This window comes from Lachnobacterium bovis (genome assembly GCF_900111325.1).
GTDB classification, from domain to species: Bacteria; Bacillota; Clostridia; order Lachnospirales; family Lachnospiraceae; genus Roseburia; species Roseburia bovis_A.
Genome location: NZ_FOGW01000026.1, coordinates 1 through 13,978, shown reverse-complemented (window position 1 = coordinate 13,978; position 13,978 = coordinate 1). Strand labels below are relative to the sequence as shown.

Sequence of the window (13,978 nt, the reverse complement as noted above, 5' to 3'; positions counted from 1 at the left end):
ATGGATTTTGATTTTTTTAAAAAAGAGACATATATAAGGAAAAAAATTCCGATGCCGGCTAGTTATTTGAAATATATTGCGATAATCATAATGCTAATAGATCATATAGGAGCCGCACTTCTCGAAAGAGAAGTGTGGTTCTTTTATCAAAAATTTGATAGTTATGAGATGGTTCTCGAAATAGATGAAGTGTTAAGATCGATTGGAAGGATAGCGTTTCCATTGTTTGCTTTTATGATTGCTGAAGGTGCAATTCATACGAGAAATATAAAAAAATATGCGGTACGTTTATTTATTTTTGGGGTGATTTCTGAAATTCCTTTCGATTTAGCTTTTTTTGATAAGCCATTTTATTTTGATAGTAATAATGTCTTTTTTACATTAGCAATTGCAGTAGCGGTCATAATGTTGCAGAGTGAATTAGAAAAAATTCAATATGAAAAAATGTTATCCTATCAAGAAGTAATGATAGGGAAAATGCTGATATTAGGAGCAGGTATATTAGCAGCGTATTTTTTAAATACAGATTACAGCGCATGCGGAGTACTTGTTATATATGTTATGTATAGTGCAATTCTTTTAGGTCAAAAGGAAATAGGATACATTGTTGGCGTTGTTTTATTGATTTTGATGTGTGGTGAGATCGAAAAATGGTCAATTTTTGGAATTATTTTTATATATTTGTATAATGGGGAAAGAGGTAAACAAAATAAGTATTTATTCTATATTTTTTATCCAGGACATTTAATACTTTTAACATTAATTAGGTTTTTTTTATTTAAGTAAAAAAGTTAGAATATAATTAGAGGTATCTATATTGAAAATTATATTATGATAGAAAGGAAGTTTGAGTATGGAAGAAGAGGGAAAAGAAATTAGAAGTGTTCCGGCTGAAGAAATAGATAACTATTTAAAAAATGAATTAAAAAATGCATATCGAATAGGAATTGGAGTTTTTTTATGCATCACAAGTGTTACACATCCTATTATATTTAATGCTTTTTTTAGTAGATACGAACAATGCGGCGCCGCTTTGATGATTGTATCAATTGCAATAGCTGTGATGCTTTTTATAATAAGCGGTTTAAGTGGTGACGAGTGGAATTATCTAAAAAAAGAGCCATGTGAGATAGATATGCTCACTCTTGAAACAGTAAAGAAGAAAAAGAGATTATTTAAAAAAACAAAGATATATTGTGTGGCAATTGGAGTGATGCTTTGTATAGTTAGTGTTGTGCCAAATATATTATTTGATACAAAAATTGTATCGATTTTCTTATTTTTATTTGTCGGAGTAGGAGTTTTTCTTTTTATTTACTCATCAATAATTGACTCAAGTTATGACGATGTGATTGCAATTAATGAGAAAAATAAAGAGTTTTACAAAAATAAAGAGTTTTACAAAAATAAAAGAGATTTTGGAAATGATGAATCTTTCGAAGAAAAAAAAGTTTATGAGCAAGATAGCGCTTTTGAGGAAAATAAAGCATACAATCAATATGATTTTGCAACTAAAAAAAGAGGCAATGAGAAAAAATTTATTTGGTTAGTAATCATTTGTTGTATATGTTTGGGGATGTATAAAAATTTTTCTATACCGACCTTTTCGTATAAAAAATTTAAGTCAATTTCTAAAACAGTGGATTTAAAAAACAATAAGATAAAAAAGATTGATGCTAAAATAAATATTGGAGATATAACAATAAAAAATGGTGACGAGTTAAAAGTTGAATATAAATATCCAATAAAATATCAACCCAAAATAGGAATAAAAAAAGATACACTAGTTATACGAGAACAATATAATAAAAAAAATATTAATTTGAAAAAAAATAAATGTGAAATGACAATATACATACCACAAGAAATTAAGCTCGATATAGTTTCTATGAACCTTAATCTAGGAGATGTTGAAATAAATAACTCTACGATATCAAAGTGTGAATTAAATCTAAAACTTGGAGATGCTGAGATTGAAAGAGGCAAATATGACTCAATAAAAATAGTAAATAACGTAGGAGATGTTGATGTATCCGCTGAATTTAGTAATATTAACGTAAAATGTGATGTGGGCGACATTGAAATTGAAACTAGAAGTAAAGTTACTCATGCTAATGCGCAACTAAACAGTGGAGTTGGAAGCATAGAGGTAAATGATAAACATTGGAAGTAAAAAATAATAATAGACACAAAGTAATAAATGATACAAAATAGTAAATAGATGTCAAAGTAATAAATAATACAAAATAGTAAATAGATGTCAAAGTAATAAGGAGAATGAGACTTTATTACGGAGACATCTATTTTAGTGTTAATATAAAAAAGTTAAGCTAATATAAAGTATTTACATTAGTACAAACATTTAAGCAAACATAAAACAACACCTAATCTGCGAGAAATTGTAATAATTTTTCTTCTTGCATTTTATAATCTGAAAGTCCGAGATCATAAAGTGACTGTTCACCCACAGGGTCCATGGCTATTGTGCTTAATTTGATGCTTTTAGATGGAGCAAAAACAAAAAGTTTTCCCTCGGCCTCAAGTCGTTTGAGCTTAGCAATTTGATTCCTGTACATAATATATCTATGATCAACAGCTTTTATTATTTGTGGATATTTTTTTAAAATTTTTGAATATAGTGATTTATGTGATTCTGGTTTTCTGACAAAACTTCTTGGTTTACTCAAAAGAACTACAATTTTATCACAGCCTTTTTTGAGTGCTCTTTGAAAAGGAATAGCATCAGAAATTCCACCATCAAAATATTCACATCCTAAAAAAGGTACAGGATTGCAAAATACAGGTAAGGCACTTGATGCCATAATAGGAGTGTAATTATCTTGGCGTAAGTCTGATTTGTTAAAATAAATTGCATTTCCAGTCTTTGAATCAGTTGCTACAATTTCAAATTCGCAAGGATTATCAACGATAGCTTGATAATCTAAAGGATCTTTTCCAGTTGAATTACTCAATTTTCCATAAATATAATCAAGTCCAAAAATCTCGCCATGTAATAAAAAATTTTGAATACTAATATACTCAGGATCCTTAATATGTTGTGTATAAAAACGTAAATTACGTTCTTTTTGTTTTGCTAAAAAAGATGATAGATTTGCAGAGCCAGCAGAAACACCAATACTGTAATCAAAAGAAATATTCTTTTCTAAAAAGCAATCTAAGATGCCTGCACTATAGGCACATTTCATACCGCCACCTTCAACAACTAACCCAATTTTTTTCATAAATAAGCCCTCCAATCTAGAAAATATATGACAATTGTAGCACAATAAAAAATAAAATACAAAAAAGTTTTAACAGAAATTTAAGTTGTTTTACTTAATATTATTTGCTAAAATATAAGACTAGAGAATTTTAGAAAAGAGGGTATATATGAGTTTTGTTCATCTTCATACACATACAGAATATAGCTTATTAGATGGCTCTAATAAGATAAGCGAATATATAAAAAGAGTAAAAGAACTGGGTATGAATTCAGCTGCCATAACAGATCATGGTGTAATGTATGGAGCAATCGAATTTTATAAGACTGCTAAAGCTCAAGGAATTAAGCCGATTATAGGTTGTGAGGTTTATGTAGCACCTAATTCGAGATTTGATAGAGAAATTAGTCATGGTGAGGATAGATATTATCACCTTATTCTTTTAGCAGAAAATAACAAAGGTTACGAAAATCTTATAAAAATAGTATCTGCAGGATTTACAGAAGGCTATTACTATAAGCCAAGGGTTGATTTTGAAATATTAGAAAAATATCATGAAGGTTTAATTTGTTTATCAGCATGTCTAGCTGGTGAAGTACAAAAAATGATAGTTCGTGGTAATTATGAAAAAGCAAAAGAAATAGCACTTAAATATAAAAATGTGTTTGGAGATGGAAATTATTTTTTAGAATTGCAAGATCACGGAATTAATGAGCAAAAAACGGTAAATAATGCCTTTTTAAGAATGAGTCAAGAGCTTAATATTCCATTGGTATGCACAAATGATGTTCATTACACATCTAAGGAAGATGTAGAAGCGCATGATGTACTTTTATGTATCCAAACAGGTAAATTGATTAAAGATGAAAATAGACTTCGTTACGAGGGCGGACAGTATTATGTAAAAAGCGAAGATGAAATGAGACAACTTTTTCCATATGCAATAGAAGCTATTGAAAATACACAAAAAATCGCAGATAGATGTAATGTTGAAATTGAATTTAACAATTATAAAATTCCAAAATATGAAGTGCCAGAAGGCTATGATAGTGCTTGGGACTTTTTGGTAGATTTATGCGAAAAAGGTTTCAAGAAAAGATATATAGATAATGAAGAATATAATAAGGAAGCTTGCGATAAAATATATCAAGATATGCAATATGAATTAGGTATTATCAAGAAAATGGGATTTATAGAGTATATTTTGATTGTATGGGATTATATTAATTGGAGTAGAGAACACGACTGTTGGGTAGGACCAGGAAGAGGTTCTGCAGCAGGTAGTAAGGTGTGTTATTGTACCGGAATCACGAATATTGATCCAGTTAAATATAATTTACTTTTTGAACGTTTTCTTAATCCACAGCGTGTATCCATGCCCGATATTGACGTAGATTTTGAGTATGCACAAAGATATAGAGCGATTGAATATGTTACTCAAAAATACGGAAAAGATTCAGTTACACAGATTGTAACATTTGGTACTATGGCTGCTCGTGGAGTAATTAAAGCAGTTGGAAAAGTATTAGATTTTCCATATTCTCAAATGGATAAAGTGGCTAAAATGATACCTCTTGGACCTAAAGTTACAATTCAAAGTGCTTTAAAAGAAAATATAGAATTTAAGATGCTATATGATACGGATCCACAGATGCATGAATTGATTGATATGGCTCAAAAACTAGAAGGTTTACCAAACCATACTTCGGTTCATGCAGCAGGAGTGGTTATTTATCCTGGTATCGCAAGTGATTATGTTCCTCTTGCAAGAGCAAGTGATGGAAGTCCAACAGCTGAGTATAATATGGTTCAGCTTGAAGAATTAGGATTATTAAAAATGGATTTTTTGGGACTTAGAACACTTACAGTTTTAAAAGATGCAGTAAAAAATATCAAACAATCTAAAGGTATAGATATAGATATAGACAATATTGATTTTAATGACAAAAAGGTATTAGATTTTATTGGTACAGGAAAAACACATGGAGTATTTCAGCTAGAATCGGCAGGAATGCAAGGATTTATGAGAGAATTGAAGCCGGAAAGCTTTGAAGATATTATAGCCGGAATTTCACTTTATAGACCAGGTCCAATGGATTTTATACCAGATTATATTAAAGGTAAAAAAAATCAAGATGAAATAACATACGTAACACCAGAATTAAAAGAAATATTAGAGCCAACATATGGTTGTATCGTTTATCAAGAGCAAGTTATGCAGATCGTTCAAAAATTAGCCGGTTATACAATGGGACAGGCTGATAATATCAGAAGAGCGATGAGTAAGAAAAAACAGCATGTAATTGATGAAGGACGAAAGAGTTTCGTTTATGGAGACGAGAACGAAAATATTAAAGGTTGTGTTGCTAACGGAATTTCAGAGCAGGCTGCTAATAAAATATATGATTCCATGGTTGATTTTGCAAAGTATGCCTTTAATAAATCACATGCAGCAGCGTATGCAGTAATCAGTATGCAAACAGCGTGGTTAAAATATTATTATCCAACGGAGTATATGGCTGCGTTACTTACATCAGTAATTGATAATACAGATAAGATGGCGGAATATTTGTATCAATGCAAAAATATGGATATCGAAGTATTACCACCTAGTGTTAACAATGGAGAAGGAGTATTTAGCGTAGAAGGAAAAAATATTCGCTTTGGAATGTATGCAATAAAAAGTCTTGGACGCCAGATAATTGATTCAATTGTAAAAGAACGAAAAAATAACGGCAAATATATTTCGCTTTGGGATTTCGTACAGCGAGTATCAAATTATGACATTAATAAAAGAGCTGTAGAAAATCTAATAAAATCAGGCGCTTGTGATGATTTTGATGCGACACGAAAAGAGATGGTGTATGTCCATGCTATGATGGTTGATAAAGTCTCACATGGTAAAAAGAATAATATAGCAGGCCAGATGAGTTTATTTGATTTAGTTAGTGAAGAAGAAAAGAAGGAATTCGAATTTCAAATGCCAAAAGTTGGCGAATTTGATAAAGAGATGCTTCTTGGATTTGAAAAAGAAGTTTTATGTATGTACTTAAGCGGACATCCATTAGATGAATATAGGGAAAAAATAAATAAAAATGTGACTGCAATAACCTCAGATTTTATAATAGATTTAGAAACGAATGAACAAAAAATAAAAGATGGTCAAAAGGTTATAATAGGAGGAATTATTTCCGAAAAAACAATCAAGTTTACTAAAAACAATCAACCAATGGCATTTTTGAAAATAGAAGATTTAGTTGGAACCGTCGAAGTAATTGTATTCCCAAGACAATATCAAAAAGTTATGGGAAGACTAGAAGTAGATGATAAAGTTTTTATCAGAGGTACAGCTACAGTAGAAAATGAGCAGAACGGAAAAGTAATTGCAGAAGAAATAATTTATTTCGATGAGATAGGAAATGAATTATGGATTAAGTTTAAAAATATGCAGGATTATGAAAAAGATGCTAATGAGTTGATGCAATTATTTACTAATAATCTTGGTAAAGATGAAGTGATAATATACATTGAAAATCCGAAAGCAATAAAAAGATTTGGAAAAAATCTGACAGTTTGCGCTAAAAACGTTCTTTTTGATACATTAACAAAAAAATATGGAAAAAATAATATAAAAGTTATTGAAAAGAATATTGAAAACAAGCGTTAAACAGTATAAAATATAATAGATTGAGTGTATATTAAAAAGATTTGTTATATAGTAGGAGGATACTTAAAATGGCTAAAGAAGTTAACACAATTGGCGTTTTAACAAGTGGTGGAGATGCTCCAGGAATGAACGCTGCAATCCGTGCAGTAGTTCGTCAAGCACTTGCAAAAGGAAAAAAAGTTAAAGGAATTAAAAAAGGATATGCTGGACTTTTAGCAGAAGAAATTATCGATATGGATGCTACAAGCGTTTCAGATACTATTTCTCGTGGTGGTACAATTTTACAAACAGCTAGATGTTTAGAGTTCAAAGAAGCAGATGTTCAGGCTAGAGGTGCTGAAATTTGTAGAAAACACGGTATCGACGGAATCGTTGTTATCGGTGGTGACGGATCATTTCAGGGTGCTCAGAAATTAGCAAGACTTGGAATCAATACAATCGGTGTACCAGGTACTATCGATTTAGATATTGCTTGTACAGATTACACAATCGGTTTCGATACAGCTGTTAACACAGCTATGGAAGCTATTGATAAAGTTCGTGATACTTCAACATCTCACGAAAGATGTTCTGTAATCGAAGTTATGGGACGTGGCGCTGGTTACATCGCTTTATGGTGTGGTATCGCTAATGGATCTGAAGAAATCCTTCTTCCAGAAAAATACGATCATGATGAAGAAGCTATCATCAAACGTATTATTGAAGGACGTAAAAAAGGTAAAGAACACTATATTATCATCAATGCAGAAGGTATTGGACATTCTCAGGAATTAGCTGAGAAGATTGAAAAAGCTACAGGTGTTGAAACAAGAGCTACTATCTTAGGACACATGCAACGTGGTGGTAGTCCAACATGTAAAGATCGTGTATACGCTTCAACAATGGGTGCTTATGCTGTAGATCTTCTTTGTGAAGGAAAGAGCAATAGAGTAGTTGCTTACAAGAATGGTGAATTCGTTGATTATGATATCGAAGAAGCACTTGCAATGGAAAAAACAATTCCAGAGTACTTATATTCTATTTCAAAAGACTTAGTATAATTCTGGATATTATATTAAAGTTAAAAAAGATGGTGGGCTGTCAGCAAGTGACAACCCACTTTTTTGAGTAAAAAACGATTTAAACGAGAGGAAGATTATTCATGATAACAAGTAGTAGTAATCAACAGGTTAAAAAATTAATCGCGCTATATAAAAAATCAAAAGAAAGAAAAAAAGAAAATGTATTTATTGTTGAAGGAATAAAAATGTTTAAAGAAGCACCAAGTGATTGGGTAAAACAAGTTTATGTGTCCGAAGATTTCTACAATGATATTGAAAAAAGAAGTTTATATGAAAATTATCAATACGAAGTGTTGAGCAATAGTGTGTTTAAATCTGTTTGTGATACTATTACTCCACAAGGAATAATTGCACTTATTAAAATACCTAAATATACATTAGAAGATATGTTAGATGGAGATAAAACTCAATTACTAATCTTAGAAAGTGTACAAGATCCAGGAAATTTAGGAACAATGGTTAGAAGTGGTGAAGGTGCAGGAACAACAGGAATTATAATGAATAAGACAACTGTTGATATTTTTAACACCAAAACAATAAGATCAACTATGGGTAGCATATACAGAATGCCTTTCATAATAGTAGATGATTTACGAGAAACAATAAAAGAATTAAAAGAAAAAAATGTAAGTTTATTTGCTGCACATTTAAAAGGAAAGCAAGCATATGACGAAAAAGACTATACAAAGGCGTGTGGTTTTTTCATTGGAAATGAAGGAAATGGATTGAGTGATGAAATAGCCAATTTAGCAGATGACTATATAATTATTCCAATGCAAGGGGAAGTAGAGTCATTAAATGCAGCTATATCTGCAACATTATTAATGTATGAGGCTAATAGACAAAGGAGAAAAAAATAATTGAGAATTTGGTTTAAATTTGTACAGAATGCAAGGATAATAGACTCCGAGACAATAGAAGATTTTTCGGAAGAGACAAGAACACACAAAATTTTTAATTCAATAGATGATATTTGTTATAAATTTGATTTAAGCAAACCCATATGGTTGAATTCTAATATTGAAGAGTTTAAAAGAAGAGGAAAAACAAGATTTAATAAAGATAATTTTGTAGATGAAATAGAGTTCGATTTTATGGAGGTTGAAATCCTAGAAGAAGATTATTAATTTTTCATAAATTGAACAAAATTAGCCGACAAAACACATTATATGTGTTACAATTTAAGAGGAAGTATAGAGTTATTTATAAGGCAATGGAGGGTAGAATAAATGGAAACACCATACACATTCAAAGAAGACGTAGATAGCTGGAAAACGGTGATTCTTTTGTACAATTCTGCACTTAAAGAGGTAGGAACAAAGTTAGAGATTTTAAATGACGAGTTTCAACATGTACATCAGTATAATCCAATCGAGAATATTAAATCTCGAATCAAGACGCCAGAGAGTATTGTAAAAAAACTTAAGAGATACGGCTATGATGTAACAATTGATAATATGGTAAATTACGTTAATGATATTGCGGGAATAAGGTTGGTCTGTTCGTTTACATCGGACATTTATAGACTCGCAGAAATGATTGGAAAGCAAAATGATTTGACGGTTATTTCTATCAAGGATTATATCAAGCATCCAAAAGAAAGTGGGTATAAGAGTTATCACATGATTGTAACGGTACCGATTTTCTTGTCAGATCGAGTCGTAGATACTAAAGTTGAAATTCAAATAAGAACAATGGCGATGGATTTTTGGGCAAGTCTAGAGCATAAAATATATTATAAATTTGAGGGAAATGCTCCAGAGTACATAAGTAGGGACTTAAGAGAGTGTTCAGGAATTGTTTCGATGCTAGATGCTAAGATGTTGCAGTTGAATAATGCAATTTTAGAGGCAAAGGCAAAGCAAGAAGAACAGGCAAAAAAGAGAATACAAGATAACAATTTAGATAATAAACAACAAAAAGAAGAAATGAGGTTAGCGGGAAAAAAGTCAGAAGCAACTAGTAAGACAAGAAATAATACTAGTTTTAAGGCATCAGTGGGAACCGCATAAATTAATATGAACATAATTAATATTGAAAATATTACTAAATCATATACAGGAAGGGAGCTCTTTAGTGGAGCTTCCTTTTATGTACAAGAAGGCGAGAAAATTGGTATTGTAGGAATTAACGGTACTGGTAAGTCAACATTATTAAAGATAATTGCGCAAGAGGTTAATCCAGATGAAGGAAGTGTAACTAAAGCAAATCATATAATTATTAGTTACCTATCGCAAAATCCAAATTTTGATGACAATCTAACAGCATTAGAAAATGTATTAAATTTGGCAAAAACTGGAAATATTACAGAAGAAAATAAGTGGACATTAGAAAGCGATGCTAAGGCACTTATGACTAAATTAGATATAGGGGATTATAATAAACCTGTCAAGGAATTATCAGGTGGACAAAGAAAAAGATTAGCCTTAGTTGCAACGCTTATTAAGCCTTGCGACGTTTTAATTTTAGACGAACCCACAAACCATTTAGATTATGATATGATTGAATGGTTAGAAGGATATTTGAGAAATTGGAGAAAGTCACTAATAATGGTTACGCATGATCGATATTTCCTAGATAGTGTTTGTAATCGAATCGTAGAGGTTGATAAGGGCAATATTTATAGCTATGACACTAATTATTCTGGTTTTCTTGAAAGGAAGACTATGAGAGAGGAATCATTAAAGGCTAGTGAAAGAAAGCGACAGTCTATCTTAAGAAATGAAATTCAGTGGATGATGCGTGGAGCTAGAGCAAGATCAACTAAACAAAAGGCACATATTCAAAGATATGAAGAATTAAAAAATGCAAAAGCACCAGTTGAAGATGATAAGCTAGAACTTAGCTCAATTTCTACTAGACTGGGAAGAACAACAATAGAAATAGAAAATGTATGTAAGGCATATGATGGAGTATCTTTAATTAATGATTTTTCTTACATTTTTTTGAAAAATGACAGAGTAGGTTTTGTAGGGACAAATGGTTGCGGAAAAACTACTTTAATGAAGATGCTTGCAGGTTTTTTAAAACCTGACTCTGGTGAAATAAAAGTTGGTCAGACTGTAAAAATAGGTTATTATTCACAAGAAATAATAATGTCAGAAGATAAAAATTATGGTATTTCTTCAACTGGAGTAAGTCGAGAAACTTCATATATGAATCCAAAAGATAGAGTGATTGACTATATAAAAGATACAGCCGAGTACGTTCGAACTGAAGATGGCTTAGTATCGGCATCGCAAATGTTAGAAAGATTTTTATTTACAGCAGAGCAGCAGTATAGTCCAATTGAAAAATTATCAGGTGGAGAAAAAAGACGTTTGAATTTACTTAGGGTCTTAATGGAAGCACCAAACGTGTTGATTTTAGATGAGCCTACAAATGATTTAGATACAGAGACTCTGGCTATATTTGAGGATTATCTTGATAATTACAAAGGAATCGTTATAACAGTATCGCATGATAGATATTTCTTAGATCGTATTGTAAATAGAATTTTTGCGTTTGAGGATGCTGGAGAACTTGTTCAATATGAAGGTGGCTATACAGATTATTTAAATAAAAGGATAAGACCATTAGGTACACCATGGGGTAAAAAAGAAGTTGATTCAAGGTCAGCTTTAGATGAAAATGATGTATCAAACGCGTTTGCTTCATTAGGAGAAAACAGTGTGTCATTTTCAAGAGATTCAAATACACAAAATGTGGAAAAGAAGGATTCTCGTTCTACTTGGGGACATGAGAAGAAAATAAAATTTACATATAATGAGCAAAAAGAGTACGAAACCATAGAAGAAGATATTGCTAAAGTGGAAGAGCGCCTAGAAGAAATAGATAGCGAAATGGTTAAATGTGCTAGTGATTTTGTTAAGTTAAATGAACTTAATAAAGAAAAAGAAGAAAAAGAAAAACAACTAGAATATTTCATGGAGCGTTGGGAGTTTTTAGAAGATAAAGCGCAGCAGATAGAAGAACAAAAATCTTTAAGATAAAAAGAATTATATAAATGAAAATGATTTATAATAGTATTATAATAGTAGTGAACAAATTTTTTGAAGTAAAAGCACATGTAATAAGATAATCAAAAAACACGATACGTATAAAAAGGGGGAAAATTATGAAAAACAAAAAAAAGAAATTAACAAAGTTACTTGTTTTTTTAGGGATTTTTGTTTTGGGATTTGTATTAGTGGGTTGTAATGGACAAAAGAACAAAAACTCAAAAGTTCGCAGTAAAAGAAAAGCTACTAGTAAAAAAGCAACAAAAATGAAAGTTTATGTTGATGTAAATGAAAAAAACAATTGGGAAAGTGAAGGTAAGAAATTCACTCAATATGATTTTTCAATACATAATGATGAAAATATAGATATTGCCAATTGGGAGATTAATTTAAAGAAAAAAGATTTGAAACTAGAGCAAAATTGGAATGTGAATATTGAAGCAAAATTGGACCAATATTGTTTAAAACCTACTAATTACAACAAAGTTGTTTCTAGTAAAGGGGTTCAACAAGATATTGGAATTATTTTTAGTACATTATCTGATGAAAAAGTAGATGTTAGTTTTATAGAAGTTACCTTTAGTGATGGACAAAGCGTGATTATAAGGGGACTGGGGAACAAAAATGATTCCGATAAAGAGAGCGGAAAAGATGATTCTGATAATAAAACAGAAAAATCAGCTGCAAATAAAACTGAAAAAAAACAGATAATTACAAATCAAGGTAAAGCAACGGTACCTACCGGAAGATTACATGTACAAGGAACTAAACTTGTAGACAGTACAGGAAAAGTAGTACAGCTAAAAGGAGTAAGTACTCACGGAATAGCTTGGTACCCAGATTATATTAATCCGGATGCATTAAAAACATTAAAAGAAGATTGGAATGCTAATGTTTTTAGAATTGCTATGTATACAAATGAGTACGGTGGATATTGTAATGGTGGAGATAAAGAAAAACTAAAGAAACTTGTTGAAGATGGTGTTAAATATGCCACAGAAAACGGTATGTATGTAATAATCGATTGGCATATTTTATCAGATTCAAATCCAAACACCAATAAAGGTGAGGCTATAAAATTCTTTGATGAAATGTCCAAAAAATATAAGGATAATGAGAATGTTTTATATGAGATTTGTAATGAACCCCAAAACTCTGATTGGAATTCGGTTATTAAACCATACGCAAGTGATGTTGTAAAAACAATCAGAGCAAATGATCAAAATGCAGTTATTCTTGTTGGTACTAACACGTGGTCACAGGATGTTGATCAAGTTATTGGAAATCAATTAGAAGATAAGAATGTAATGTATGTATTACATTTTTACGCAGGAACACATCATGATAATATTAGAAATAAGTTAACTAAGGCAATAAGTTCAGGAGTACCGGTATTTGTAAGTGAGTGTAGCATAACTGATGCATCAGGTAATGGTGCAATTGATTATGATTCTGCGAATAAATGGTTGAAGCTTTTAAATGAAAATGATATTAGTTTTATAGCATGGAGCTTAAGCAACAAAGATGAGAGTTCCGCGCTTATAAAACCAAGTTGTTCAAAGAAGAGCGGTTGGTCAGATGATGATTTATCAGAAACTGGTAAATGGTTTAAGAAAGCCATAAGTGGTAGATAAGAAAGCCATAAGTGGTAAATAAAAAAAGAAACAGCGTATATCAAAAAATATGTATATTAAGTAAAAACAGCGAAAACACAGTAACGTGCTTTCGCTGTTTTTGTTTTTGCTTATTTTTAAGTTTAAAAATCTTTTCGTTTTATTATCAAATATGAAAGATATGCAGATGATGGTGTGGTACACTGCAAAACAAAAGAAGCGGCTCTTTACATAAAAGAGTGTCTGGCTAAAAGATTTGCAGAATGTAAACTTGAATTACATCCGACCAAAACTAGAATTGTGTATTGTAAAGATAAGGACAGAACAAAGGATGAAGACGTAACAGAGTTTGATTTTCTTGGCTATACTTTCAAGGCTGTACACATCATGTGTAAGGATGGGAAAATGCGTTCAA

10 protein-coding genes and 1 pseudogene are annotated in these 13,978 nt (G+C 31.0%); 10 read left to right on the top strand and 1 reads right to left on the bottom strand.

Annotated features, from left to right (window positions below; all coding sequences use genetic code 11):
• Positions 1-786, top strand: a complete 786-nt coding sequence (locus tag BMY79_RS10075) for a TraX family protein (protein WP_074730889.1) — start codon at positions 1-3, stop codon at positions 784-786.
• Positions 787-853: 67 nt separating this feature from the next.
• Positions 854-2,173, top strand: coding sequence for a DUF4097 family beta strand repeat-containing protein (locus BMY79_RS10070; protein ID WP_074730888.1), 1,320 nt, complete (start codon positions 854-856; stop codon positions 2,171-2,173).
• Between the two features lie 211 nt (positions 2,174-2,384).
• Here BMY79_RS10070 and BMY79_RS10065 read toward each other — a convergent pair whose 3' ends face one another.
• On the bottom strand, positions 2,385-3,242 hold the full coding sequence (locus BMY79_RS10065; protein ID WP_074730887.1) for a patatin-like phospholipase family protein: 858 nt from the start codon (positions 3,240-3,242) through the stop codon (positions 2,385-2,387).
• Positions 3,243-3,390: 148 nt separating this feature from the next.
• Between BMY79_RS10065 and BMY79_RS10060 the strand changes: the two genes are divergently transcribed.
• The 8 genes and pseudogenes from BMY79_RS10060 to BMY79_RS10020 form a co-directional block, all read left to right on the top strand.
• Positions 3,391-6,888: a DNA polymerase III subunit alpha gene (locus BMY79_RS10060; RefSeq protein ID WP_074730886.1), complete on the top strand. Its 3,498-nt coding sequence runs from the start codon at positions 3,391-3,393 to the stop codon at positions 6,886-6,888.
• 68 nt (positions 6,889-6,956) lie between these two features.
• Positions 6,957-7,928 (top strand): 6-phosphofructokinase, encoded by a 972-nt coding sequence (gene pfkA, locus BMY79_RS10055; RefSeq protein WP_022749774.1) that lies wholly within the window; start codon positions 6,957-6,959, stop codon positions 7,926-7,928.
• A gap of 101 nt (positions 7,929-8,029) precedes the next feature.
• Positions 8,030-8,809 (top strand): TrmH family RNA methyltransferase, encoded by a 780-nt coding sequence (locus BMY79_RS10050; protein WP_027422444.1) that lies wholly within the window; start codon positions 8,030-8,032, stop codon positions 8,807-8,809.
• A complete protein-coding gene (locus BMY79_RS10045) occupies positions 8,810-9,076 on the top strand; it encodes a hypothetical protein (RefSeq protein ID WP_022749771.1) in 267 nt (88 codons plus the stop codon).
• Positions 9,077-9,178: 102 nt separating this feature from the next.
• The gene (locus tag BMY79_RS10040; RefSeq protein WP_022749770.1) at positions 9,179-9,961 is read left to right on the top strand and encodes a GTP pyrophosphokinase; all 783 of its coding nucleotides are present in this window, start codon (positions 9,179-9,181) and stop codon (positions 9,959-9,961) included.
• A gap of 6 nt (positions 9,962-9,967) precedes the next feature.
• Positions 9,968-11,941, top strand: coding sequence for an ABC-F family ATP-binding cassette domain-containing protein (locus tag BMY79_RS10035; RefSeq protein WP_022749768.1), 1,974 nt, complete (start codon positions 9,968-9,970; stop codon positions 11,939-11,941).
• 125 nt (positions 11,942-12,066) lie between these two features.
• Positions 12,067-13,584, top strand: coding sequence for a glycoside hydrolase family 5 protein (locus BMY79_RS10025; protein WP_177176443.1), 1,518 nt, complete (start codon positions 12,067-12,069; stop codon positions 13,582-13,584).
• Between the two features lie 174 nt (positions 13,585-13,758).
• A pseudogene (locus tag BMY79_RS10020) lies at positions 13,759-13,978 on the top strand (hypothetical protein); the annotation flags it as partial.

Excerpts from the sequence above, each read along its gene's own strand:
- BMY79_RS10075 (WP_074730889.1), top strand. The coding sequence starts at position 1 with ATGGATTTTGATTTTTTTAAAAAAGAGACATATATAAGGAAAAAAATT.
- BMY79_RS10070 (WP_074730888.1), top strand. The coding sequence starts at position 854 with ATGGAAGAAGAGGGAAAAGAAATTAGAAGTGTTCCGGCTGAAGAAATA.
- BMY79_RS10065 (WP_074730887.1), bottom strand. The coding sequence starts at position 3,242 with ATGAAAAAAATTGGGTTAGTTGTTGAAGGTGGCGGTATGAAATGTGCC.
- BMY79_RS10060 (WP_074730886.1), top strand. The coding sequence starts at position 3,391 with ATGAGTTTTGTTCATCTTCATACACATACAGAATATAGCTTATTAGAT.
- pfkA (WP_022749774.1), top strand. The coding sequence starts at position 6,957 with ATGGCTAAAGAAGTTAACACAATTGGCGTTTTAACAAGTGGTGGAGAT.
- BMY79_RS10050 (WP_027422444.1), top strand. The coding sequence starts at position 8,030 with ATGATAACAAGTAGTAGTAATCAACAGGTTAAAAAATTAATCGCGCTA.
- BMY79_RS10040 (WP_022749770.1), top strand. The coding sequence starts at position 9,179 with ATGGAAACACCATACACATTCAAAGAAGACGTAGATAGCTGGAAAACG.
- BMY79_RS10035 (WP_022749768.1), top strand. The coding sequence starts at position 9,968 with ATGAACATAATTAATATTGAAAATATTACTAAATCATATACAGGAAGG.
- BMY79_RS10025 (WP_177176443.1), top strand. The coding sequence starts at position 12,067 with ATGAAAAACAAAAAAAAGAAATTAACAAAGTTACTTGTTTTTTTAGGG.